Below are 25,081 nucleotides of genomic sequence, written 5' to 3'. Positions count from 1 at the left end.
TTTATATGACGAAAGATTAAACAGGATTTATATAGTAAACAGTATAGGTCAAAAGTGGAAAAAGTAAAAAGGGCCTCATAGATAATTGACAATTGACTGAAATCATTTTAACATTTAGATAAATATCTAAATGTCTAATTAGTGGAAGGAAGAAAGACATTGAATCAAGCATTTAAAGCATTAGCAGATCCAACAAGGCGAAAAATTTTAGATTTATTAAAAGAGGGTGATTTAACTGCCGGTGAAATTGCCGAACAATTCAATATGACGAAGCCAAGTATTTCACATCATTTAAGTGCGCTTAAAAATGCTGAACTTATTCAAGATGAAAAGAAAGGACAATTCGTTGTGTATTCTTTAAACACAACTGTCTTTCAAGATTTATTGACTTGGGTGTTTACGTTTACGAATAAGGGGGAAGAGGGGAAATGAGGAAGCATGTATTTCCGTTATTATTAATTGCTTTAACGATTATTGTATGGTGCATCGCATGGCCATATTTACCAGAAGAGGTTCCGAGTCATTGGAACGTTGCTGGTGAGGTAGATGGGCATATGTCAAAAATGGGAATGATGATTTTTGATATAGCAATTATGGTTTTCATATATGCATTATTGACTGTATTGCCTATGATAGATCCGAAGCATGGGAATTATGATAAGTTTTCTAAAGGATATAAGGTAATGAATTATAGCGTACTATTCGTATTATTTTTAGTAAATATCATTGGAATTGGAGCTGGATTAGGTTATCAAGTTCTGATGAATAGTACACCGTATATTATTGTTGGTCTTTTATTTATAGTCATTGGAAACTATTTACCACAGTGCAAACCAAATTACTTTGTAGGCATAAAAACCCCTTGGACGTTAAGTAACGAAGAAGTGTGGAGAAAGACACACCGTTTTAGCGGAAAAGTGTTTGTTGTATTAGGGGTTGTTATGATGTTAAGTAGTTTTGCACCGGTGGCAGGGAAATCTTTCTTGGTGATTGGCATTATTATCGGTGCAGTAGGACTAACGATGGGTTATTCTTATGTTGCTTATAAGAAAGAGATAGGGTCTTAATAGAAAAATATAAAATTTATGGTGGGTGGAGTGATATTAATATATACCTTCATATCAGCAATAAAAGCATATGTTATTTATAACAAAGAACTAGCATAGAACGAGTGAATTAAAAACAGGGGAGTGCAGGAAAGATGAAGAAACATCTTTTTGCAATTATATTAATTGTTACAACTTGTGTAGCGTGGGCGTTTGCTTGGCCACATTTGCCAGATACAATCGCGACACATTGGAGTGGCGGTAAGGTAGATGGCTATTCTTCTAAATTTTACGGAATGATTTCTATGGTTGGAATTATGATTGTGCTATATATATTTCTAAATGTAATACCAAAGATTGATCCAAGGAAAGCAAATTACGAGAAATTTTCTAAAGCTTTTATGATGATGAATAACGGGATACTATTGCTACTATTTGTAGGGAATATAGATATTATTACAAGTGGATTAGGATATAACTTATTCATTAATCGGGTGCCAGAATTATTAGTTGGTATTTTATTTTTAGTAATGGGGAATTATTTACCGCAGTGTAAGCCTAACTTTTTCGTTGGGATGCGTAATCCGTGGACGTTAAGTAATGAAGAAGTATGGCGGAAAACGCATCGATTTAGCGGAAAAGTATTTGTGGCTTTAGGAATTATTATGATTATAAGTGTTTTCGCTCCAGCTGATTGGAGATCTTATATGATGCTTGGGATTATAGTAGTTGCTGTCCTCATAACGAATTTATATTCTTACATTTTATATAAAAAAGAAATGCAATTGTGAGCAATAAGGGATTGAACTACACTATTCAAATTTTATATTTATAGTTTCTATGTGTTAAGAGGTTCTAATACTCAGTGGGGATAACGAAAAAGCTCACTGAGTAAATTTTTTGTTATCAGGTCTGAAAATTCAGTCAAAAATATAGTTTGGGGGAAATAACATGTTAGAAATTATAAATTTTAGCAAGACATACAAAGGTGGAAAAAAAGCAGTAGATCATTTAAATATTACTGTTCAAGCAGGAGATATCTTTGGATTTATCGGGCACAACGGTGCGGGGAAAAGTACAACAATTAAGTCGTTAGTAGGAGTTATAGATTTTGAAGAGGGTGAAATTTTTGTTGATGGTCATTCAGTAAAAAAGGATCCGATTGCATGTAAGAGAGTAATGGCGTATATTCCCGATAATCCAGATTTGTATGAGCAATTAACAGGAATTCAATATTTGAACTTTGTTGCGGATGTTTTTAAGGTGTCTGCAAAAGATCGGGAAAAGGAGATACAAAAGTATGGAGATGCTTTTGAGATTACACCGCACTTGGGAGATTTAATATCTTCTTATTCACATGGTATGAAACAAAAAGTGGCGATTATATCAGCGGTTTTGCATAAACCGAAATTATTAGTTTTAGATGAACCTTTCGTTGGTCTTGATCCAAAGGCTGCTGTAGTATTGAAAGGGATTATGAAAGAGCTTTGTGAAAAGGGAAGTGCGATTTTCTTTTCTACTCATGTTTTAGATGTGGCGGAGAAGTTATGTAATAAAATAGCGATGATTAATAGAGGGAAATTAGCACTTTCAGGGGAAGTGAATTCTTTAATAAAGGAAGGCTCATTGGAAGAGCTCTTTATGAAGGAGCTTGCTAATGAATATTAGTAGTCGAGGTCTTTTAAAAATCCGCTTGATAACACAGCTTGGTTTAAATACTTTTAAATACGAAAAAGATAAAAAGAAGAAGCAGAATAAGATTTTGCTGTCAGTGTCTATTGCCTTGGTGGGTGTCATGTTAATGCTATATTGTGGTGCCTCAGCATATGGATTGGTGAAACTAGGAATAAGTGAAATTATCCCAGTTTATGCACTAGTTATTAGCAGTGTATTGACGTTGTTTTTCACTATATTTAAGGCAAATGGAGAAATTTTTGCTTTTAAGGACTACGATCTTTTAATGTCATTACCGATTCGTGTAAGTACTGTTATTACAAGCAGATTTTTGTATTTATATTTGCTGAATACGATATTTTCAATCATAATTATGCTACCAATGGGAGTTGTTTATGGCATACATGAGAAACCATCAATTTCTTTTTACTTTATGTGGTTCATCAGTATGTTTATAGCATCTTTAATTCCAACAACAATCGCAGCGATCTTTGGAGCTATGATTACGGCAATCGCTTCTAAATTTAAAAATACGAATAAAATAACTACGATTTTAAGTTTTATAGTAATTATTACATTCGGCTTCTTTATGCTAAAAAACGGAAATGCTCAATATAGCCTTAATGATATGAATGGGATTGGTGCAATTGTTTCAGAGCAACTAACTAAAGTGTATCCATTAGCTAACATGTTTCAAAAAGCAATTGTTAATGCTGATATTGTAGCTTTCATCCTATTCGTTGGGATATCGGTTATTTGGTATTATCTTTTTGTAAAAATACTTTCGTTCAAATATAAGCAAATAAACACAGAGATTACCGCTTATCATATGCTTTCAAATTATGAGATTAATAGTATGAGAAAAGAAAGTGTATTAGTCGCGTTGTATAAAAAAGAACTGAAACGTTTCTTTTCTTCTACAGTGTATGTCATAAATAGTGGAATGGGAGTTGTGATGGCAATAGCTTTCGCGCTAGCTATAGTTGTAGTAGGACCAAGTCAATTAATAGCGTATCCTGGAATTGAGACCCTGTTGCAAAAGATTGCACCATTTGCTATTGCAGCAGCGATTTCGATGACGTGTACAACATGTGTGTCATTGTCTTTAGAAGGAAAAAATGTATGGATTATTAAGTCATTGCCTATAGCGCCAAAGATGATTTATGACAGTAAAATTCTTATGAATCTTTCATTAAGTATACCTGCATCACTTATCAGTGCCGTATTACTCATAATAGGGTTAAAACTAGATGTTTGGAGTTCTCTTTTAATCGTCATAACACCGATAACATATTCATTATTTTCGGCAGTATGGGGGATATTTATTAATAATCGATTTGGTTATTATGATTGGGTATCAGAAACTCAAGTAGTAAAACAAAGTGTAGGATCGTTTGTTGGTATGTTTGGTGGCTTAATTATGGCTGTTATACCAGCCTTATTAATCGGTACTGCTACGATTTCGAGCTACAGAGCATTTACTTTTGGAGTTGTTATAGTGCTAGTGATTATTACTATTTTCTTGTATAAGAACGAGTCGAGAAGAAGTATAAAATAAAGTGAAACTTTAATCAGTGGGGGTTTTGTCCATCCCCCACTGATTATTAGCCCTCACCAATCGGGCGTTTACGGGCAGTTATCTCCCACCTAACTTCCTCGCATTTGCTGAATTTTGAGGTGGGAGTTTTACTGCCCACAAATAGCGGGATAAGAAGCTGCTTTTCTTGTAAAGAGGAAGAGCAGCTTCTTATTTTGAAACAGTTTAGACCCTTATATTACTTTTTCAAAACAGGTACCCATATCTCGCTTCTGAAATTCGGCGAGGATACGTCTTTACTTTCATTCCATAAAATTTCTGGTCCTTCTGCTAATTCATAGTTTGAAGAAGGAAACCATTCGGAATAAATACGTCCCCACACATTTTGTAATGCATCAGGAAATGGACCGACTGCTTCAAATATAGCCCACGTTGAAGCTGCGACTGCAAGTTGTTTGAATTGCTCTGGACAATCTTTCGTTGTGGCTACCCCAATATAGTGATCGAGTTCGCCTTTTTCCTCCATTCTTCCTTCAGAAAAATTAGTTGAAGCACTAATAATTCCTGTAGGTTCAATGTTTGAAAGGGACTTTAATGTTTCGATTGATTGGCTGTCTAAACCTTTCCACATAGAAGCAATTTCTTCATTTACACCAGTAAAAACAATCGGTACTCGTTTTTGTATACCAATGATTCGAAATGGATCTTTTTCTTCAATTCGATAGTTCATTTCAGTTCCTCCTTGAATGGATAGTTGGAAGGTCATCGGTGAATAAGCTTTCAAAGAATGACTACTATTCCGAGCTTCTGAAGGTGTTATGCCGTGCAAATTTTGAAATGCACGAGCAAATGAATCTGGTGAATTGTAGCCATATTTTATAGCGACATCAATGACTTTTATATTGCTGTTTTTTAGTTCAAAGGCAGCGAGAGTAAGGCGTCTACAGCGAATATATTCTGATAGTGATATGCCAGCTAAAAAAGAAAACATTCTTTTGAAATGATATTCGGAGCAGAAAGCTATTTTTGCGACTTCTTTAAAATTAATTTCGTGTGTAAGGTTGTCTTCAATATAGCGCATTGCCGCATTCATGTTTTTAAGTGAATCCATTATATGACCTCCTCTGTACATAGAATAGCAGGAATGAAATAGCTCCATCCGACATTTCATGCACAACTTTGTAGGGTGCATTTTTAACCTTACAAAAATGTAATGTTCCTGTAAGGAGAATGAATGGATGGTATGATATCCCAATGCTATAGTAACAAAGTACTTTCATTCATTAGGTTAAATTTTGATTCCTCTGCTTATGTGCCTTACGTAACTGTCATGTTTGTGTAAGAAACATCGATAGTGGCAAGAGTAGAGAGTGTATATAGTTGAAAATAGAGAATAGAAGAAATGAGGGATGTCGAGATGAAAACAGTGTTAGAAGCAAAAAATATAAAAAAAGTGTATGACACAGGTGGTAATAAATTTGAAGCGTTAAAAGGCATTAACTTACAAGTAAAAGAAGGTGAGTTCGTTGGAATTATGGGACCTTCTGGTTCTGGTAAGACGACTCTTTTAAATGTTCTTTCTACAATTGATAATGCGACGAACGGTGAAATTTTAATTGATGGAAAAGATATCGTGAAGATGAATGATGATAAGCTAGCTTTGTTCCGCCGCGATCATTTAGGTTTCATTTTCCAAGATTATAACTTATTAGATACGTTAACGGTGAAAGAAAATATTGCGCTACCTCTTGCGTTATCAAAGGTGAAAGCGAGTGAGATTGATCGCCGCGTTCTTGAAATATCAAAGAAATTCGGCATTGATCATATTTTAAGCCAGTTCCCATATCAAGTATCTGGTGGGCAGAAGCAGCGCTGCGCAGCATCGCGTGCGATTGTTACAAGTCCTAGTATGATATTTGGGGACGAGCCGACTGGAGCACTTGATTCTAAATCAGCGACAGATTTATTAGAAAGTATGAAGTCGTTAAATGAATATGATAACTCTACAATTTTAATGGTAACGCACGATGCATTTGCGGCGAGTTATTGTAAACGAGTTATTTTCATTAAAGATGGTGAGTTATATAAAGAATTGCACCGAGGTGAATTAACGCGTAAACAGTTCTTCCAAAAAGTCGTTGATGTGATGTCTTCCATTTCTGGAGGTATGGCTGATGACCTTATCTAGCATTGCCCTCCGCAACATACAGCGGAACTTTAAAGACTACTTTGTATATTTTGCATCTATGATATTTAGCATCGTCATTTATTTTACATTTAAGGCGTTGCAGTATAATTCACAAATGGAAAAAGCTGCGGAAGCTTCTAAAAAAATTAGCGGTGCATTTCAAGTTTCAAGTGTCATGCTAATTATCTTCGTAGCGGTGTTCATTATATATTCGAACGGTTTCTTTACAAGAAAACGTAAAAAAGAAGTTGGGCTATATTCGTTACTCGGTATTCGAAAAAGACAGATCGGTAAAATGCTCTTTTATGAAAATATGTTAATGGGATTAATGTCTTTAATTATTGGGATTGCGATTGGTAGCGTCCTTTCAAAACTATTCCTTGAACTACTAGTAAGTATGATGGGGTTAAATTTAAATGTTCATTTTGAAGTACCGATGGCTGCAATTGTTGATACAGCAATTATTTTCTTTGTGATTATATTGTATACATCACTTCAAGGATATCGTTTAATTTATCGCTTCAAGTTAATTGAGCTTTTCCGCGCAGAACGTGAAGGGGAAGCAATGCCAAAAGGATCTGTAATTATGGCGTTAATTTCAATTTTCTTAATTGGTTCAGGTTATTTCTTAGCGTTAATGTTTATGAAGGCAGTTAAGTATGCAGACTTTATGGCAGTTGCACTTTATATTTTACTTGCGACAGTATTAGGTACGTACTTACTATTTATGTTCTTTACAGTATTCGTATTAAAACGAGCAAGAAATAATAAATCATCGTTTTATAACGGTATGAATATGGTAACGACGTCACAGTTACTATATCGTATTAAAGGAAATGCAAAGTCACTTGCGACAATTTCTATTTTAAGTGCAGTAACATTAACAGCAGTTGGTACGTCAGTTACGATGTATTACAACACATTTACGCAATCAAAAGAAGTGGCGCCATACAGTTATTCTTATGAGAAAAAAGATGCAGAACTAGATAAGAAAGTAAATGCGATTTTTGCTGAAGAGAAAGAGAATCATCCTGTTAAAGATCAATTTGAAGTTGAGATGGTTCCTGTAAAAGGAAAGTTTGAAGGAGATAAAGTTGATTTCATCCTTAATATGAACTACAGTATCTCAGAGAAATATCAATTTATGTCTCAATCTGAATTTAATAAACTTGCTAAAAAAATCGATGCAGAAACAGTGAATGTAGCTGCTGGTGAAGCATTTATATATGATAGTTCTTATATTGAAGGGCATGAGTTTAGTCCTCAGTATAAAGGAAGTAAAGCGGTATTCCAAATTGGAAATGAAACGAAGAAATTAACGATTCAAGGTGCAAATAATAATGCAATTACGAACTTAGGTGAACTAGTTGTTGTCGTTCCAGATGAAATGTATGAACAAGCGAAGCAAGCATTTGGAACACGTATTGTAAAAAATATCGATGTAAAAGATGAAAGAAACAGTAAAGTGTTAACTGAAAAATTAACAAAAGTGATGCCAGCTGGTGAATCAGAAATGGTACCACCATTTAGAGACTTCTACACTGGTTTCCATATGGGGCTTGAAGGAACTGGACTAATGATGTTCATCGGAATGTTCTTAGGACTTGTATTCTTACTAGCAACAGGTTCTATCATTTACTTTAAACAATTAACAGAAGCAAATGCGGATCGTGAGCGTTATGTTGTACTTCACAAAGTAGGGGTCACAAAACAAGAAATGAAAAAAGCTATTGCAAAACAAGTAAGCTTTATCTTTGCGATTCCGTTAGTAATCGGAATTTTACACAGCTTGTTTGCATTAAAAGGTTTAGGGAACATACTACCATTTGAAATTATGATTCCGCTCCTAATTAGTATCGGGGTATACGGTGTCATTTATATCGGATATTACTTCTTAACAGTTCGCTCTTATTATAAGATTGTGAACGCGAAATAATAGGCAATAGCTGTAAGAGAATAGAAACTAGAAAAATAGCCATTTACCTGATTTTTTATGAGGTGGATGGCTATTTTTTATTTTGCAATATTAGTACTACTAAGAGGAGGACAGAATTAACGTGCATCTATTATGTCAATAAAATTAAAATTATGTTTACGGTCAAAGGTATCTATGCATATTATAGAGCGCTTCAAAGGGTTTATTTCAATTACAGCCATACAACTTGTAGGAAAATAATCATCTTTATAATAAGTAATCAATATTTCTTTTTCTGAAATGTATGAGCGTAATAGATGATCTTCAATCCGCTCTCTATCATCGTATGGTGATACTTTTCGGTCGGCAGGTTGTTTAGACATAATAGTCAGTTGCATCGATTTTGTAATATTAGTACTACTCATGCTTTCTATTCTCCTAACAATATGTTTTCTATATCTTTCTGACTTAGGAAGTTATTAGTTAATCACTATGGAAGTAGCTATTATCAATAATTCAAGCGCCACATTGTATAAACATCCTATTTTAGATTTAACATGCATATAGCGAAGAAATTATGGATTAGTTGAAAAACTAATTTGCTTAGTACTAAAAAATTACCAAATTCACTAACTTATTTATAGTAATTTATTTGTCATTTTTGTACTTTTTTGAATGTGGTTAAAAATTTATTAAAATCAATTTGGATGAAGGAGAATAAAGGTATGGAAAGATTAGAAGAGTATAAAATCGAGGTACATGTTTATTAAATTAAGAAGAAATAAATCGTGATGGTATTACTAATTGAATGGATGAAGGTGAGCTAGTATTCCATCTATCTCACCTCATGTTAAGAAGGTGTTGTTATATTACAGTATGATTTTCACGATATTGTCTAGGAGTCATACTAGTTATTTTTTTGAAAACCCTTGTGAAATAACTTTGATCATTAAAATTAAGCCAGGTACAAATATCTGATAATGGGTAGGTCGTTAATGTTAATAACTTTTTTGCTTCTTCTACTCGCTCTCTCTGAATATATTCACTTAAAGGAATTCCCACTTCTCTTTTAAACAATTTAGATAAATAGGTAGGAGAAATATGTAAAAGGTTAGCAAGGTCATTGAGAGATATATCGTCGTAAATATGTTTGTGAATATGATTTAGGCATGTAGTTATTGAATTAGAATATGCTTGATTACTATATTCTTTAACACGTTCTGCGAAAGTACATAATGCATCTTCAATTAATCTATTTACGGAGTACATGTTATCTAGTTTTTCAATGGTTTGGATATATAAAGTACCAAGTGAAAAAGCAATATCTGATGGAAGATTACCCTCTATCGCATATCGAATAGCTAGAGTAATTGCGATAATACCATTATTTTTTTGGTTTCTGAGTTGATCTCCTTTTGATGAAATTGCCGTGTCTTCTTGTGGGAATGAATACGCATATTGTATTACTTTTTCTTTATTTCCTTCTTTAATTGCTGAAAAAAATTTACGTTCTAATGACATGTTGTAATTTTTAGGGTCATTCCGCCGGCGTTTTGAAATATATAAATCGGGATTTACAATTTTATAAGAAACATCCTCTAGAACTTTGTTTTTTTCCCACACAATATCTATATCTAATTTTTCATTGAAAATTACGTAATGTAACCAAATGCTTATATCAATGAGAGTACTTTTTTTAATCTCAGGTAGAAACTGATAGTAGTCTATTCCTTGTTGCATTTTATTATTAATGTTGGAATACTCCATAAGTTTGATAGCCATTTCATCTGATACTTTTGGATAGGTAGTGGGTCCGATTATAATTGTTCCTTTTATATGTTCATGATTTGTTATATGAATGATAACGAAATTCTCAAGATACTTATTCCCTTTAAGAATTGGAAAGTTACAGGGAGCGTTTTCTTGATAAATCTCACCAAGATGTTCTTCTTTAGAAGAATAAAAAGGACTACAAATAGTATTAGAAGTAGATTCATATAAGATTTTTCTATTAGTAGATAAAAATTGAATAGGTACATGAAAGGTTCTATGTACAAGATCACATAAGTATTGTAGGTCGATGGGATTATTCATTATTTTCTATCTCCTCCTTTTAATTAGGTCGTAAAACACCACATATTAATACCTAGATTTATCTTTTCCTCTGCAAGATGTAAATTTCCTAGTATCTAATTGTTCAAGCGTATTTAGCTATTCTTATTTAGTTGAACAAAAAGGATTACATATATTTCTGTTTGTAGATAAAAAACGAATAGGAACTGAAAATGATTTATGTATTATTTCACATTAGACGTAGCCATGGTGTTTCTTCTTTTAAAAACTAAATTCATTAATGTACTATTAGTTAAAAGTTTATCCAGCAAAAACGATTGGTAAGGGCCAATAATTAGTAAGGGATGAGGAAAATCCTCACTAATTAAAGTTTTAACTTATTTAATATCCGTTATATCAAATAAATAAATTTATTAAGGGTAGATATTTATAAAATTAGGAACACAAAATATTTCATGTATAAGAACAAACACACATTGAAAGTATTGTAGCAGTGGCGATAAAGTAGGGCGTGTATTTGTATAGGCAAAAAAGGAGTACAGTGATGAGTAAATATCCAGAATAAAGGCCTAAGTTTATTGAGAGTAGTGTAAAAGATTAGAACAAAAAGAAGGAGAGTTATTCTGTAGAATAACTCTCCTTCTTTTTAATGTAATGGTTTTTCCGTAGATAGATCAGGCTTTGTTTGAAAAACGATTATATAAATAGTTAATATAATTGTATTGATCAGATTGGCTAATATAGTCATTAAATCACTTGATGGAATGAGGAGAACAAAGATTGAAAGTACGGCAGAAGCAAGTGGAATGAACTTTTGTAGAGTAGTTAACTCTCCATCTTTATGAAGCTTCGAAGACTTAAAGAAGCTAATTAAGAAAATAAAGGATGTAAATAATAATCCTAAATAGCCCCAACCATCTTCAATATACCAAGGTAAAAAGCTCATTCGTGATGTGAAAATAAAAAGATTTAATATTAACATGCTAATCATTAACATATTTAATATAGTGATATTTGTCTGTTTTTTCACTTGAATTACACTCCGATGTTTATTTGTTTTTTATAGATTATAGTATCAATTAACGCTTAGTGAATTGATTTAATTCTTGTAATTCCTTTTCTTTAAAGGAATTAAAGTTGCTCTTTTCAACTTTATAAATCTCTTCTTTTATAAGATCTGCTTTATATTGAGCATCTAAAAATTGAATCTCTTTATCCCAAACTTTGATACTTAATTGAAGGCATTTTTCTCGCTGATTAGTTGGTAAATCCTCTAGATGTTTCGGTTCTTTATGTGGATCTTTTGTATTATCAACACGAATTCCATAACTTAGTTCTAATTCACTTAATTGGTTATATAATTCATCTAACTCTTCTCGTTGTTTCATTATTGAATTGACTTCTGAGCTTGTGATAGTAGGATTAGTTAATTTGAAATGAGCTAGTTCCGCTGCATAAGCCTCAGTTTTTGTACCTGTATTTGCAAACACAACAGTGGATACTCCCATTAGTAGGCCAAGGGATAACGTTGTAATAATTATTTTTTTCATATCATTTTATTCCTTTCATTGTTTAGTATAAATAAAATGTTTTTCGATCTCTTTATTGAGACGTTTTTGCCATTTCCATAAATTTTTCTTCAATTTCATCCAATTCGAATGAATGACATATTCTGTGGTCTTCTTTATCTAAAATTCTATAGTGTTGAGATAGAATATTTTGTTGTATTTTATAACCGTTTACTTCTTTTATTTGTCGCCACCATACCTTTCCTCCTAAAGTCTTCGGGAAGTTAGTGTTGTAATGTGTAAAAGCAATCGTTTTTATAATTTCATTCACATCATCTCCGAATGTCATCTGGACTGTATTGCTCTGTTCAAAGAGTGTTACGACGCAAACTGCGCCTGCCCATGTGAGGGTGCGTCTACCCTTTTCAATTTCTACTAACGTTTTCTTTGATAAACCAATAATCTCTGACATTTTATCCTGTGATAAATCGCTCTCAACACGAATGAGTTTTAATTTTGAATTGACGAGTTCAATAAATTCTTGCTTATCCATAATGTATCTCCTTCTTTCTTGTAGTGTAAATTTACACTAAACGTGTAAATTTGTCAATGATAGTGAAAATGAATTTTTCCAATCAGTAGCTGCTGCAATAGAGAAGAAAGATCCAAGTGTTATTGTGAATAAGGATTCTAATACACATTGAAAAATTGGATGGATTTTGAGTGTGAATGAAATTTAAAGGATAGGAGAACTCATAATAGATGAAAAGAAGAAGAAAGTCCGGAGAAAAGATACAAATGAGCCGCTTTACACTCCCTTTATGTTACGGAAGTGAAGCACCATATTATTATTACGAGGTAGAGCCTTATGAAAGAGAGGGACGCTTCCATTTAACATCAGATCTTTGCGTAATGGACGATGAAAATTACTTTATTAGGGGATGTTTAGAGCTTCCTATAATTGATTACCATGAAAGTTTTATCTGGACTGTGTGGGTATCACTTAGTAAAGAAAGTTATGATAAAGTACTAGAAAAGTGGGATGAAAGAGGACGAGAAAATAGTGATCCTTATTTTGGCTGGTTATCTGTAGAAATACCAGTTTATTCAGAAACACTAAATTTAAAGACAAATATACATATAAGAGAAGTTGGAATGGCTCCGTTCATCGAATTAGAACCGACTGATCATCCTCTTACGCTGGAACAAAGAAATGGAATTACTTTAGAGAGAGTTAAAGAAATACAAGAAATTATACAACGACATAATTAGATTAGAAGAGAAAAAACGAGTGATATCACTCGTTTTTTTTTATTACACAACATTAGGATTATAAATCATTGTAAAGTGCCCTTGTAACAATTCAATATGACAAGGTGTATGAAGGGAACTTTCTCCATCTGTATCTACTTCTTTTTCTTCTTCTGTTTCAATATGAATGGATTTTGCTTTTACGTGGAAGATGTCATTTTCATTTGAGTCTTCAAATAATTTCTTTCCGATATAATCTTTAAACGCCTGGATGCCTGTTGATTTTACGACGAAAATATCAAGTGTTCCGTCATCACATTTTACGTTCGGAATAAAGGAAGGAATACCACCGAGATATTCACCGTTTCCAACCATAACAAGGACAGCTTCGTCTTCATATACTTGCCCGTCGTAAATGATTTTTACTGGGAATGTTTCAGCATTTTTTACAGTTCGAATTGTGCTTAAATAGTAACCAATTTTACCAAGCTTTGCTTTCTCTTCTGCATCGATATTGTTTGATACTTCAGAGACGAGTCCAATACCCCAAAAGTTTAAGAAGTGTTGTCCATTTGCTTTTGCGACATCAATTGGTTTTACATGTCCTTTTGTAATGAGTTTTGCTGCTTCTGCAATATTTTGCGGAACACCAAGTGTGCGAGAGAAGTCGTTGCAAGTTCCGCCTGGAATGATTGCAAGTGTAGGTCTAGTTTCAAGAGGGGCTAAGCCATTTGTGCATTCAAATACAGTTCCGTCACCACCGAAGACGATAATTAAATCTACTTTACTAGCAAACTCCTGACAATATTTTGTTGCATCACCTTGTTGTTTCGTATGTAGGATGCGTAGATCAGGAAAGGCCGTAGCAAGAGGTGGTACGATTTTCGTTAAGTTCGTATGTAAATCGCCTTGTCCTGCTTTCGGATTTACGATGAGGAGTACTTTTTTAAATTTTGTCTTTGTCATTCTTCATCTCTCCCTTTGTTTTTATAAATTACGATAGAAATAAAACTTCCACCAATAATGCATGGAAGCTTATTTGATCCCGCTATTTGCGGGCCAATAATCATTGGGGATGGACAAAATCCAATGATTATTGTTTCACTTTATTGTAATTAGTCTGTTACAACTGAAGCGATAAATGGTAAGTTACGATATTTTTCTGCGCAGTCGATACCGTAGCCAACGATAAATTCGTCTGGAATTTGGAAGCCAACATATTCAGCTTTTAAGTCCACTTTACGACGCTCAGGTTTATCAAGTAACGTACAGAATTTCAATGCTTTTGGTTTATGCATAAAGAAGTGATCTTTTAAGAAGTGAAGTGTTAAACCAGAATCGATAATGTCTTCTACGACAATTACGTTTTTTCCAGTAATGTTTACATCGATATCTTTTAATAGTTTTACTTTTCCAGTTGTTTCTGTTTGATTTCCGTAGCTAGATGCAGCGATAAAGTCGATAGTTAATTCGTTTTTAATATGACGAATTAAATCAGCAGCGAATACGAAAGATCCTTTTAATACAGCGATTACAACGATTTCTTCTCCTTCAAAATCACGTTCGATTTGAAGCGCTAGTTCTTTTACTTTTTCTTGTAATTGTTCTTCAGAAATTAAAGTGTCTTTTATTTCAATATTCATTGGAGTCCTCCTACAGTGTAAAACTTGTGAACATTTCGACTGTAAAGGATAGAAAGAAAAAAGTCAAAGAAGATATAAGGTTTTTACAGAAATCCCCACAAAATAGTCATATGATATGATATACTGATTACATTGAGAAAACGCTTCCATAAAGGGTGATTATGATGAAAAAGAAACAGTATACAAGTGTAACATTTATAAAAGCATTGCTTTTAACAATTGTTCTTGGTATGTTGGCCTACATAATTGATGTACCTGCAATTCGCATTTCACTAATTGGAATGGCTTTAGTATTAGGTGCAATTTCCCATGGTATGATGTCGCAGCTGCAAGAGGCTGGACTTGATGATATGAAAGATCCTATAGATAAGAAATGAGAAACCTTCACGTATATAGAGTGAAGGTTTTTTCGTTTCTTACAAAAATGTAAGGTGATTTGTAAGACAAATCGATAGTTGCATAGTAGTGTTTTGGATAAAATATAAGTGTAAGGTAAAAGGCAAGCATATTTTAGGTAAATTAAGTTTTAGGCACTCTATATGTGAAAAAGGAGTAGGAAGGTATGGAGAAACATTGGACGACCTTTTCTTTTTTAGCAACTAGTAACACCGTAATGCTAGCTGGAGAAACGGATTTTTTGCAGATGTTTGATCGAGAAGACGATCATTCTTCTTCTAAATTTACAATGAAATGGAGTAAGTGGAGCGATAGTTGTAAATTGGAAGAAGAGGCCCCTAACGACAGGCAAAAAATTATTTTAACAAATCCTATTAAAGCATGGGTCGTTCAATGTCGTAAGTGTAACGTCAAAAATCACTTCAAGAAAACTGAGCCGAGACAATTAGTTATCACTCCGGCCCTTTCTACTTCTCACTCACGCGAAAGTAACAAATAAATATCGAGACACACACCCGAAAAAACATCGTATATATTACGGTGTTTTTTTATTTTTCTAAAATGAAATCTTTAAATGAAATATATTTCATCTGCATCTTATATTTACATCTGTTGTTTATTCTAGTAATACATCCGGTGCGATGTGATGTGAATAAAGTATAAAAGGAGAGAAATAAAATGAAAAAAAAACTATTACCAATTTGTGCAATGGCACTTTTAACAGTAGGATATTCTTCAGTAGCGAGCGCTTCTACTGGAACGTTAACAAAAGAAGAAGCGGCGCAAGTGCAGCAAGATGCAGCGAAAAAAGACGAAGCAATTAAGGCCGGGCAAAAGAATGAAGTAGAGAAAAAGGAAGCAGCACAAGTACAAGAAAAAAGTGATATGGCTAAAAAAGAGGAAGCAATAAAAGCCGGGCAAAAGAATGATACAGCTAAAAAAGAAGTAGCGCCACAAGTGCAAGAAAAGGAAGCTCTTGCAAAAAAAGAAGCAGCAATTCAGGCCGGGCAAAAGAATGATGTAGCGAAAAAGGAAATAGCAAAACCAGCTGTAAAGGGAGAGAAATTACCAAATACAGCATCAAATAATGTAGCAATGATGGCATTAAGTGCATGTCTTGTAGCAATAGGCACATTATTTGGATTGAATCGTCGTAATAAAGTGAAGGCATAAAAATAAAATCTTTATTAGCCTATAAAGAATGGGATAATTTCATATATTAAAAATGGTAGGATGTCCCTACCATTTTTTGCATGGAGGGATTAACAGTGACGATTCTAAATCGTATTGGGTTTACGTTAATGATAGTAGGTCTATTAATGGGAGCTTATTATTCTTTTGAATGGTATAAAGGAAAAAGTTCTGCACAAGATTTGACGACGGAAGAGATTAAAAATTTTGAGCAGCAAACATCCAAGCAGCATTCTAGCGAAGTACCAGTAAACGCGCAAATACCTTCTTCTCAAATACAACATAAAGAAGGAGAAAAGGTAGCAATGTTAAATATACCGAAAATAAAGAAGAAGTTTTCTATATATTGGGGAGCGAATGATGCAACTTTGAAAAAAGGAGTTGGTATGTTCGTTAGTGATTTAACGACAACGCCATCTGGAGGAGGACATACTGTACTGAGTGGGCATCGAGATACTGTATTTACAGATTTAGGGGAGCTAAAAGAAAAGGATAACCTTATTTTGGAGTATGATAATAAAACTTACACATACGAAATTCAAAAGACATGGATTACACATGCGGATGATCGCACTGTTATTGTGAAAAAAGAAGAACCGACATTAACATTGACGACTTGCTATCCATTTGATTATATAGGGGATGCACCGGATCGATATATTATCGAGGCAAAGTTAATTACGAGCAATTCAAAATAAAATTATAAAATGCTATCTAATTAAAATGAGAGGGGGAGGCATAGAGTATGTCAAAAAACATTTTAATTGTTGAAGATGAAGATATTTTACGTGAAATATTAAAGGATTACTTTTTGAGTGAACAATATAAAGTACTTGAAGCGAGGGACGGGAAAGAGGCTTTAGTTTTATTTGAAGAAGAAGAGGTTGATTTAGTTATTCTTGATATTATGTTGCCAGAACTTGATGGTTGGTCTGTTTGCCGAAGGATTCGTAAGACGTCCCAAGTTCCAATTATTATGCTGACGGCACGTGTAGATGAAGATGATACGTTACTTGGGTTTGAGCTTGGGGCAGATGATTATGTTGCGAAACCATATAGTCCGCCTATTTTATTAGCGAGAGCGAAAAGGTTGTTAGAAAGTAGAAAAGCAAAAAAGAAACCTTTAGAGAATGAAGATGACACGTTATCAATTCATGGCATTCATGTCCATTTTCCGTCACGTACTGTTACTGTTGATGAGGCAGACATTAGTTTAACACATACAGAGTTTGAAATATTAGTGTATTTCATGAAAAACCAAGGAATTGTACTAACAAGAGAACAATTAATTTCAAGAATTTGGGGATATGAGTTTGCTGGTGATGATCGAACGGTTAATAGCCATATTCGTAATTTGCGAAATAAATTAGGAGAGAAAGCAAAGCACATTACAACTGTAGTGCGAACTGGTTATAAATTCGAGGGGAACATATGAGAAAAGGGATTGTACTTAAATTATTTACCCTTACAACAGCCTTATGCATGTTGATTTTAGCGACGATATTTATTGGACAAACGATATTTTTTAAACAATATTATGCAAATCGAAAAGTGGAAGATATTAAAGTGAATTTAGATTCCTTTGTAAAGAATTATTTAAATCATGCCGAAAGTGCAGAAGAAATTCAGAAACTGGAGCAAGATTTTTTAAGCGAAAATAATACATGGATTACGACATTAGATCAGAATGGGAATTTAAAACATGCGGATGATTTTTATTTTGAGGTAACGATAGACCGTAAGCAACAGAAGAGCTTTGGACAACAAATAATCATGATTCCCTTATACAATCTCATCAATATAGAAGAGATTGATAATAAACCGTCAAATCAGTTTTTAGACCAAGAAATTAATTTTTCTGGAGTGAAAAAAGAAGATAGTTTTATTCCATTTTCTTTCGCGTTAGGCAAGGGGAATTTAAGTGGATCTAATAAACCGTTAGAAAAAAAAATCAGTGAGATTCGAGAAGAGAAGGAAAAAAAGAAAGCGGACCAAGAACCACTTGTTAAGGAAAAGAAGCAAGTTACTCAAGAACAGGCTGCTCAAGAACGAGCTAATCAGGAACAGGGTGCTAAGATAGACGGGCGTGTTACGAAAGTACAGTTACCCGATGTAAAAGGTCCTGTGAATCCAATTTATAAAAATAGTTTATTCTTAGATAGCATAAAGGAATTTCAAACCGATTTATTATTAAAAGAGAGCAATCACATACAGTATTCAACACAAATAGTGGATTATGAAAAAAATGATATAAAATATAAATTATTAATTAAACCAATAAAAGAAAAAGACGGATCGATAGCATATATATATGCGATGGCTTCTTTGCAGCCTGTAGATGAGGCTGTACAAATGGTGCAAGATTATTACATCTATATTGTTGCGTTTGTAGTCGTTCTCATTTTTCTAGCTTCGTTCTATTACTCAAAACAAATCGCAAAACCGTTACTAAAAATAAATGATACAACAAAGAAAATAGCGCATTTAGATTTTACAGAAAAAATTCCGATTACTTCAAAAGATGAGATTGGTGATTTATCAAAAAATATTAATACACTATCTAATAAGCTACATTCACATATTGGACAGTTAGAACAAGATATTGAAAAAGAAAGAAAGTTAGAAAACACAAGGAAAGAATTTATTGCAGGTGTATCGCATGAACTAAAAACGCCGCTGAGTATTATGAAAAGCTGTATTTCCATTTTAAAAGATGGGGTAGCTGAACATAAGAAAGACTACTATTTTCAGGCGATGGAAAAAGAAGTAGACAAGATGGATATACTAATTTTGGATATGCTTGAATTAGCTAAATTTGAGTCTGGCACATATAACATGAAGATGGATTCGTTCTATATCGATGGAGTGATTGAAGAAATATGTGAACAGCTTTCATCGGAGATAGAGAAAAAAGAACTGAGTGTGCACAAACATATATGTCCAGCAGAAGTGATTGGAAATCAAAATAGAATTGAACAAGTAATTGTGAATTTTATTACGAATGCAATACGTTATACACCAGATAAAAAAGATATCATTATTTCCGCAATAGATGAGAAGAATCATATAAAAGTGTGTATTGAAAATAAGGGTGCCCACATTGAAGAAGAACAATTAGATAAAATTTGGGATCGTTTTTATCGAGTAGATGCGGCACGGAAACGTTCACAAGGTGGAACCGGGCTTGGCCTTGCGATTTCAAAAAACATTTTAGAGCTGCACAATGCTGAATATGGGGTCAAGAATACAGAAGATGGTGTGTTATTTTACTTCTACTTACCGAAAAAAGCGTAGACAATACATGTTACGCTTTTTTAATTTAATTTCATATTATCTTTACCTAATCTTTATTTTCAAACAGTATAATTTGGATAGAAAATGAGGTTATGTAAGGAGTAGATTAGCCGTGAATAGCAATTTACTAGGTGTGATGGTATTTATTTTCTTTTGTGCATTTATCGTATTTATTATTGATATTACTCATTGAGAGCTTTGATAAAAAAAAAGAGCGCTAATTAAGCGCCTTTTTTTTGTGAATTCATTTGATAAGCACCAATGCTTTTGAATAAGCGTGGTGAAGTTGTAAATAAAAGAATTAGTAATACAGTACATAATGTGAAAGAAGCGAGCATCGTACTACCGTTTACAATTAATGAATATAAGACGGCTGATTGCCCTTTTGGTGCATATTGGCCCCAAAAGATAATACCTGCAATAAAGTGCCAGAAATAACGTGCAAGGCTACCAATAAATGTAGCAAAGATAATATAAGCAATGGTTTTCTTTCTTTGATTATTCATTAATGTTTGCTGAATGGGCTTATAAAATAGTCCAGCAAATCCAATGAATGCGAAAGCAACGAAGTATTCAATTATTACTTGAATTGGTGTGACGATAATGGCATCTCCAACGACAATTTGCAATAATCCCCAAATTAAGCCGCCTAAGAAAGCCATTTTGAAACCCCAGCGGTATGCGATAATAAAAATAGGTATCATAGCAAATGAGATGGAACCGCCTGTTGGAAGTTTAAGTGATAATGGTAAAATATCGATAATCAAGGCGAAGGCTGCAAGAATAGCAGATTCGATCATCGCTTGTAAATTGGTGTTACGCATGTTGTCTCCCCCTAAATCCAAGTGACGCAAAAAAGAACATTATCATAGGAGGATACGAAATACGTAAATAAAAAAAGAGGTATGTATTTCGAACGTTTGCACAATCCCTGCGCTAGTATTAACTAACAGGTTCGAAGGGTCGGAACGAATTGTTCCCTCTCAGCGGTAAGGCTCCCCCTGTGATAACGAGATTCTTTATTTGCTATTGTTTATTGTAAGCGAAATGGATGAGAATGGCAAATGAACCTTGTATGACAATAAGTGAAATATAATTGTATTGAAATGTTAATAAATATGAAGCAAAAAGATATAGTCCAATTGAAATAGAGTATGATATAATTTGTTTGAAAATAATTATCATTCTCTTCTGAGGGGGAAGGTTATGAGCTTAGTAGATATTAAAATTGGTGAGAAAGTGTTAGTAAAAAGTATTCAGTCGTTAGATAATTTACTAAAGAGAAGACTGGCTGCTTTCGGTCTCGCGGAAGGAAGCGAACTTAGTCTGAAACAGAAAGCGATGTTTAAAGGTCCTTGTACATTGGAGTGTCGCGGACAGTTAATTAGTATTCGTCATTGTGACGCGAAAATGATAAAGGTGGAATTAGCGTGAATAAGGTAGCTTTGCTAGGGAATCCGAATACAGGGAAAACATCATTATTTAATGCACTTACTGGTTCTTATGAGTATGTAGGAAACTGGAGCGGTGTAACAGTAGAAAAAAAGGTTGGTAAATTAAAAGATAAGCAAGGAACATTAATTGATTTACCAGGCGTCTATGATTTGAATCCAGTTTCACGTGATGAAGGTGTCGTTACGAATTTTCTACTAACAGACGAATTTCATCATATGTTAAATATAGTGGATTCTTCACAATTTGAGCGAAATATGCATTTAACATTGCAATTACTTGAATTTGGTAAGCCAGTTTCAATTGGTTTAAATATGGTTGATGTGGCAAAGCAAAGAGGAATTGTGATTAATGTAAAAAGGTTATCAGAAATATTAGGTGTAACAGTCGTTCCTGTCATCGCAAGGACCGGAAAAGGCTGTGAAGAATTACTTACTACTCTTCATGAAGAGAAACAAAAAGAGAAAAAGCCATTCATTATTTCATATGGTGTACAAATGGATGAAGGAATCGGAGAGGTAATCGCTCTTTTAGAGACAGCGAATTATGAGCATCCGAGATGGTTAGCTCTTCAATTTCTAAGCAATAACGAAGTAGTAGAAAAAGAAATGAAAGCATTACCAATTTATAAGGAACTTATAGCCATTCGATCTCGTTTAGACGGAAAACTTGATTGTACGTTGGAGGAGCACATTTACAAAACTCGAGAAGCGTATATTGAAAAGTTAAAAACAAATGTCATGCAGCATGAGAAAGAAGGGAAAATTCCTTTTTCGGAAAAAATCGATAAGTTAATTACACATAAAATTTTAGGACTTCCAATCTTTTTAGCAGTTATGTTTTTTATTTTTCAGGTTACGTTTACGTGGATTGGTACGCCTTTATCTGATATGCTTGATGGATTTTTGGGCGGACAACTTACTGATTGGGTTACAGCTGGGCTCACAAGTGTTGGGGCTTCTGACTTTATTCAAGCACTCGTTACAGAAGGTATTATTGCGGGCGTTGGTGCAGTATTAGTATTCGTTCCACAAATCTTTGCACTATTCTTTTTCATCTCGCTATTAGAAGACTCGGGATATATGGCACGAATCGCAGTTGTTATGGATAGAATTATGGAGTTTTTCGGCTTAAACGGAAAAGCATTTATCCCAATGATTATCGGATTTGGATGTAACGTTCCAGGGATTATGGCAGCGAGAACGATTGAACAGGAAAAAGAACGTTTACTTACAATCCTTGTAACACCGTTTATGTCTTGTTCAGCACGTTTACCTGTATATGCATTATTTGCGGGAGTGTTCTTCCCTCATAGTCAGGCGACTGTTGTATTTTCTTTATATGTTGCAGGGATTGTTCTTGCATTACTCGTTACAAAAATTATGTCTCTTACTATTTTAAAAGCGGAAAAATCTATTTTCGTAATTGAATTACCTCCTTACCGTGTGCCGCAAGCGAAAACGTTATGGCTGAGCACGTGGGAGAAAGGTAAAGGATTTGTTCGTAAAGCAGGTACATTCATCTTCGGTGGTTCGGTTGTTATTTGGTTATTAAACTATGCAGGTCCATCAGGATTTGGTGTTGATATGGGAGACAGTTTCTTAGCGATGATTGGTGGATTTATCGCTCCACTATTCGCACCGCTCGGCTTTGGAACTTGGCAAGCTGGGGCATCCCTTTTAACAGGATTTTTGGCAAAAGAAGTTGTCGTTTCAACAATGGCGATTATTTATGCGGTTAAAGAAGATGTGCTAGGAAATGTAATGGGAGCACATTATACTGCTTTATCAGCGTACGCATTTATGTTCTTTGTTTTATTATATGTTCCGTGCTTAGCGACAGTAGCTGTCATTAAACGTGAAACTGGATCGGTGAAATGGACAATTTTCTCTGTCGTGTATCCATTAGTTGTTGCTTATGTATTAACGCTCATTATATACCAAGTTGGATCCTTACTCGGATTCTAGAAGGAGATGTATTGCAATGATGGTCAATATTATAATTGGAGCTATCATTTTTGGTTATGCAGCATATACGTTAGTTAATTTTGTAAAGAGAAGTAAAAAAGGAAAATGCGCAGCATGTTCTTTAAATAAATCATGTCAGTCGCAAACTTGTAGTCCGGATATGGAGCAAATTGCTCATAAATAGAAAAGAGCTTTGCGAATTTCGCAAAGCTCTTTTGTTTTACTTTTTAATTTTTACAAGTTGAGAAGCTTCTACTCCGTTGTAACCAGGGAATTCTTTACTAGGATCTTTATCGAATTTTAGTACACCTACAGATTTTTCTTCACCTTTTACATTTCCGTAAGTTGCATCGTCAACAATGGCGAACATGTCTGCATATGCACGGCCACTGCCGATAATTGTGTTTCCTTCATATTTTAATTTTGCACCATCAATTGTAGCGTTTTCTACTTTATCTTTTGCGAATAATACACCTTGCTCTGCTGTCACAGCTGGTAATTTATCAAGTGGTGTTGTGTCGTCCTTTTTATCAACTTTGCTAAGTAACTCTTTCTTCACCAGTTCTTCACCAGTTGTCTTATTCATTACAAGTACTTTTTTATCTTCTAATGTTGTAAGTTTCATTTTATAGAAGTCTTTTTCTTTCACTTCTTTTTTATTTTTATCTGTAATTTGTTGAACTTGGTCTTCTGTTCCCTACAGTACAAACCCGTTCGCTTTCTCTCCTAATAAAGAACAACCTGATAATGCTCCGAATGAAATTGCTGCTGCTAATCCGATTCCTACTAATTTTTTCATGATGTTGTCTCCTTTTTGTATGTTTTTTATAGTAAATACACTTTTTGTATTAGTCCTTAAATGATGAGAAGCATGTTTGTTATTTCGTTGCTTCTGGTATTAGTGTATAAGAAATATGGAGATGCAACTATCGAGTTAGCTTACAGTAACATTACAATTATGTAATTTAGTGAAAGTACGTAAAAATAAGTTAATTTTGAGAAAAGAAATAATAAGAATATAGTAGGAATACAATATTCTATCTAAAATGTCATATTATATTGTATGTATTTTGGAAATAACATGTAAGGACATCTTTGTTTTGCTATAATAAACACATAGGTTGTAAAAATGAATATTCTTACTGTAAAGGGAGATTTTTGAGTTTTCCAAGTAGCGAATTTGAAATATGAGGTATATCATAGGAGGAATTTGGATGTCTGTATTTAAGCGATTAAGAGATTTAACAATGTCGAATGTGTATTCATTAATTGAAAAAGCTGAAGATCCAGTTAAGATGACGGATCAATATTTACGCGATATGCAAGCGGATGTACAAGAAGCTGAGAAAAGTGTAGCAGCTCAAATCGCACTTGAGAAGAAGTTTAAATTATTATTTGAAGAGCAAGAAGCACTTGTGAAAAAACGCGAAGAGCAAGCTCATATGGCTGTTCAAGCTAGTAACTTAGATCTTGCGCGCCGTGCATTAGAAGAAAAACAAAATGCAGAGCAAAAGATGAATGAGTATAAAGCAAGCTATGAGCAAAACAAAGCAGCTGCTGATAATCTTCGTGCGAAGTTAGAAGAAATGCGTAAGCAATTAACAGAGCTGAAAAATAAACGTGAAACACTTGTTGCGCGTGTAAATGCAGCGAAAGCACAAAAGAATATTAATCAGGCGATGTCTGGATTCGATTCAAATTCAGCAAAAGCTGGTTTAAGCCGTATGGAAGAGAAAGCCCTTCAATTAGAGGCTGAAGCAGAAGCGAGCGGTGAAGTTTACAAAAAAGAAAAGTCATTAGATGATGAATTCGCAAGCTTAAACAAAAATTCTGCTGTTGACGATGAATTATCCCGTATTATGAAGCAGTATGAGAAATAATATAGAATAGACAAAGAAACCGACATGTCTGAAGAGAATTCATGTCGGTTTTCTATTACCTTTTAG

Annotated in this window: 27 protein-coding genes, 2 pseudogenes and 1 riboswitch; of the genes and pseudogenes, 19 read left to right on the top strand and 10 right to left on the bottom strand. The window is 33.9% G+C overall.

Features of this window, described 5'->3' with window-relative positions:
- Window positions 1-159 precede the first annotated feature (159 nt).
- From MR071_RS10025 to MR071_RS10005, 5 genes are all read left to right on the top strand, one after another.
- Window positions 160-432 (top strand): autorepressor SdpR family transcription factor, encoded by a 273-nt coding sequence (locus MR071_RS10025; protein ID WP_002067754.1) that lies wholly within the window; start codon window positions 160-162, stop codon window positions 430-432.
- The gene (locus MR071_RS10020) at window positions 429-1,067 is read left to right on the top strand and encodes an SdpI family protein (protein ID WP_242235865.1); all 639 of its coding nucleotides are present in this window, start codon (window positions 429-431) and stop codon (window positions 1,065-1,067) included. Before MR071_RS10025 ends, MR071_RS10020 begins: the two co-directional genes overlap by 4 nt.
- 134 nt (window positions 1,068-1,201) lie before the next feature.
- Entirely contained in the window at window positions 1,202-1,837 is a 636-nt protein-coding gene (locus MR071_RS10015) for an SdpI family protein (protein WP_105585898.1), read from the top strand.
- A 160-nt stretch (window positions 1,838-1,997) separates the two neighbouring features.
- The gene (locus tag MR071_RS10010; protein ID WP_105585899.1) at window positions 1,998-2,714 is read left to right on the top strand and encodes an ABC transporter ATP-binding protein; all 717 of its coding nucleotides are present in this window, start codon (window positions 1,998-2,000) and stop codon (window positions 2,712-2,714) included.
- Window positions 2,704-4,278: a putative ABC transporter permease subunit gene (locus MR071_RS10005; RefSeq protein WP_242235863.1), complete on the top strand. Its 1,575-nt coding sequence runs from the start codon at window positions 2,704-2,706 to the stop codon at window positions 4,276-4,278. The genes MR071_RS10010 and MR071_RS10005 overlap by 11 nt, the downstream gene beginning before the upstream one ends.
- A gap of 217 nt (window positions 4,279-4,495) precedes the next feature.
- Here the strand turns inward: MR071_RS10005 and MR071_RS10000 are convergent, their stop codons facing one another.
- Window positions 4,496-5,368 (bottom strand): AraC family transcriptional regulator, encoded by an 873-nt coding sequence (locus MR071_RS10000; protein ID WP_105585901.1) that lies wholly within the window; start codon window positions 5,366-5,368, stop codon window positions 4,496-4,498.
- Window positions 5,369-5,674: 306 nt separating this feature from the next.
- Here MR071_RS10000 and MR071_RS09995 point away from each other — a divergent pair, with 306 nt between their 5' ends.
- Entirely contained in the window at window positions 5,675-6,445 is a 771-nt protein-coding gene (locus MR071_RS09995; protein ID WP_105585902.1) for an ABC transporter ATP-binding protein, read from the top strand.
- Entirely contained in the window at window positions 6,432-8,381 is a 1,950-nt protein-coding gene (locus MR071_RS09990; protein ID WP_105585903.1) for an ABC transporter permease, read from the top strand. Before MR071_RS09995 ends, MR071_RS09990 begins: the two co-directional genes overlap by 14 nt.
- A 116-nt stretch (window positions 8,382-8,497) precedes the next feature.
- On the opposite strand, the gene MR071_RS09985 is transcribed toward MR071_RS09990, so the two are convergent.
- The 5 genes from MR071_RS09985 to MR071_RS09965 form a co-directional block, all read right to left on the bottom strand.
- Window positions 8,498-8,785 (bottom strand): YolD-like family protein, encoded by a 288-nt coding sequence (locus tag MR071_RS09985; protein ID WP_105585904.1) that lies wholly within the window; start codon window positions 8,783-8,785, stop codon window positions 8,498-8,500.
- A 439-nt stretch (window positions 8,786-9,224) separates the two neighbouring features.
- On the bottom strand, window positions 9,225-10,454 hold the full coding sequence (locus tag MR071_RS09980) for a helix-turn-helix domain-containing protein (RefSeq protein WP_242235860.1): 1,230 nt from the start codon (window positions 10,452-10,454) through the stop codon (window positions 9,225-9,227).
- A 625-nt stretch (window positions 10,455-11,079) separates the two neighbouring features.
- Window positions 11,080-11,463 carry a hypothetical protein gene (locus tag MR071_RS09975; RefSeq protein WP_105585906.1) on the bottom strand — a complete coding sequence of 128 codons (384 nt, stop codon included), beginning with the start codon at window positions 11,461-11,463 and terminating at the stop codon, window positions 11,080-11,082.
- A gap of 49 nt (window positions 11,464-11,512) precedes the next feature.
- Window positions 11,513-11,983 carry a hypothetical protein gene (locus MR071_RS09970; protein WP_105585907.1) on the bottom strand — a complete coding sequence of 157 codons (471 nt, stop codon included), beginning with the start codon at window positions 11,981-11,983 and terminating at the stop codon, window positions 11,513-11,515.
- A gap of 52 nt (window positions 11,984-12,035) precedes the next feature.
- Window positions 12,036-12,494, bottom strand: coding sequence for a helix-turn-helix transcriptional regulator (locus MR071_RS09965; protein WP_105585908.1), 459 nt, complete (start codon window positions 12,492-12,494; stop codon window positions 12,036-12,038).
- Between the two features lie 61 nt (window positions 12,495-12,555).
- On the opposite strand from MR071_RS09965, the pseudogene MR071_RS25955 reads away from it, so the two are divergent.
- A pseudogene (locus MR071_RS25955) lies at window positions 12,556-12,674 on the top strand (DUF7003 family protein); the annotation flags it as partial.
- Between the two features lie 29 nt (window positions 12,675-12,703).
- Window positions 12,704-13,213, top strand: a complete 510-nt coding sequence (locus MR071_RS09960; protein WP_242235858.1) for a DUF2199 domain-containing protein — start codon at window positions 12,704-12,706, stop codon at window positions 13,211-13,213.
- Window positions 13,214-13,255: 42 nt separating this feature from the next.
- On the opposite strand, the gene MR071_RS09955 is transcribed toward MR071_RS09960, so the two are convergent.
- Both MR071_RS09955 and hpt read right to left on the bottom strand, forming a co-directional pair.
- Window positions 13,256-14,158, bottom strand: coding sequence for a diacylglycerol/lipid kinase family protein (locus tag MR071_RS09955; protein ID WP_242235855.1), 903 nt, complete (start codon window positions 14,156-14,158; stop codon window positions 13,256-13,258).
- Between the two features lie 149 nt (window positions 14,159-14,307).
- The gene (hpt, locus tag MR071_RS09950; protein WP_105585911.1) at window positions 14,308-14,835 is read right to left on the bottom strand and encodes a hypoxanthine phosphoribosyltransferase; all 528 of its coding nucleotides are present in this window, start codon (window positions 14,833-14,835) and stop codon (window positions 14,308-14,310) included.
- Window positions 14,836-14,996: 161 nt separating this feature from the next.
- On the opposite strand from hpt, the gene MR071_RS09945 reads away from it, so the two are divergent.
- The 6 genes from MR071_RS09945 (at window position 14,997) to MR071_RS09920 (ending at window position 19,716) form a co-directional block, all read left to right on the top strand.
- Window positions 14,997-15,212 carry a hypothetical protein gene (locus tag MR071_RS09945; protein ID WP_142395839.1) on the top strand — a complete coding sequence of 72 codons (216 nt, stop codon included), beginning with the start codon at window positions 14,997-14,999 and terminating at the stop codon, window positions 15,210-15,212.
- Window positions 15,213-15,397: 185 nt separating this feature from the next.
- Window positions 15,398-15,730, top strand: coding sequence for a hypothetical protein (locus tag MR071_RS09940; RefSeq protein WP_105585913.1), 333 nt, complete (start codon window positions 15,398-15,400; stop codon window positions 15,728-15,730).
- Window positions 15,731-15,909: 179 nt separating this feature from the next.
- The gene (locus MR071_RS09935) at window positions 15,910-16,404 is read left to right on the top strand and encodes an LPXTG cell wall anchor domain-containing protein (RefSeq protein ID WP_242235853.1); all 495 of its coding nucleotides are present in this window, start codon (window positions 15,910-15,912) and stop codon (window positions 16,402-16,404) included.
- A 95-nt stretch (window positions 16,405-16,499) separates the two neighbouring features.
- Complete coding sequence (locus MR071_RS09930) at window positions 16,500-17,120, top strand: class D sortase (RefSeq protein WP_105585915.1); 621 nt, start codon at window positions 16,500-16,502, stop codon at window positions 17,118-17,120.
- Between the two features lie 47 nt (window positions 17,121-17,167).
- Window positions 17,168-17,857, top strand: a complete 690-nt coding sequence (locus tag MR071_RS09925; RefSeq protein ID WP_105585916.1) for a response regulator transcription factor — start codon at window positions 17,168-17,170, stop codon at window positions 17,855-17,857.
- Window positions 17,854-19,716: a sensor histidine kinase gene (locus MR071_RS09920; protein WP_105585917.1), complete on the top strand. Its 1,863-nt coding sequence runs from the start codon at window positions 17,854-17,856 to the stop codon at window positions 19,714-19,716. Before MR071_RS09925 ends, MR071_RS09920 begins: the two co-directional genes overlap by 4 nt.
- Before the next feature lie 221 nt (window positions 19,717-19,937).
- Here MR071_RS09920 and thiT read toward each other — a convergent pair whose 3' ends face one another.
- Window positions 19,938-20,561, bottom strand: a complete 624-nt coding sequence (gene thiT, locus MR071_RS09915) for an energy-coupled thiamine transporter ThiT (protein ID WP_181149501.1) — start codon at window positions 20,559-20,561, stop codon at window positions 19,938-19,940.
- 65 nt (window positions 20,562-20,626) lie between these two features.
- Window positions 20,627-20,728, bottom strand: a riboswitch (TPP riboswitch).
- A gap of 194 nt (window positions 20,729-20,922) precedes the next feature.
- Between thiT and MR071_RS09910 the strand changes: the two genes are divergently transcribed.
- The 3 genes from MR071_RS09910 to MR071_RS09900 are packed head-to-tail and all read left to right on the top strand — an operon-like array spanning window position 20,923 to window position 23,319.
- Complete coding sequence (locus MR071_RS09910; RefSeq protein WP_071744389.1) at window positions 20,923-21,150, top strand: FeoA family protein; 228 nt, start codon at window positions 20,923-20,925, stop codon at window positions 21,148-21,150.
- Window positions 21,147-23,135, top strand: a complete 1,989-nt coding sequence (feoB, locus tag MR071_RS09905; RefSeq protein WP_105585919.1) for a ferrous iron transport protein B — start codon at window positions 21,147-21,149, stop codon at window positions 23,133-23,135. The genes MR071_RS09910 and feoB overlap by 4 nt, the downstream gene beginning before the upstream one ends.
- A 16-nt stretch (window positions 23,136-23,151) precedes the next feature.
- A complete protein-coding gene (locus MR071_RS09900) occupies window positions 23,152-23,319 on the top strand; it encodes a FeoB-associated Cys-rich membrane protein (RefSeq protein ID WP_000989597.1) in 168 nt (55 codons plus the stop codon).
- A 36-nt stretch (window positions 23,320-23,355) separates the two neighbouring features.
- On the opposite strand, the pseudogene MR071_RS09895 reads toward MR071_RS09900, so the two are convergent.
- Window positions 23,356-23,934 (bottom strand): annotated as a pseudogene (locus tag MR071_RS09895) (lipoprotein BA_5634 family protein).
- A gap of 415 nt (window positions 23,935-24,349) precedes the next feature.
- Between MR071_RS09895 and MR071_RS09890 the strand changes: the two are divergent.
- Entirely contained in the window at window positions 24,350-25,015 is a 666-nt protein-coding gene (locus MR071_RS09890; RefSeq protein WP_105585921.1) for a PspA/IM30 family protein, read from the top strand.
- Window positions 25,016-25,081 lie beyond the last annotated feature (66 nt).

Origin of the sequence: Bacillus cereus group sp. BfR-BA-01316 (assembly GCF_022664195.1) — a bacterium.
In the GTDB taxonomy this organism is placed as follows: Bacteria; Bacillota; Bacilli; order Bacillales; family Bacillaceae_G; genus Bacillus_A.
The sequence above is the reverse complement of the archived record's forward strand: the minus strand, read 5'-3'. Positions and strand labels throughout refer to the sequence as shown.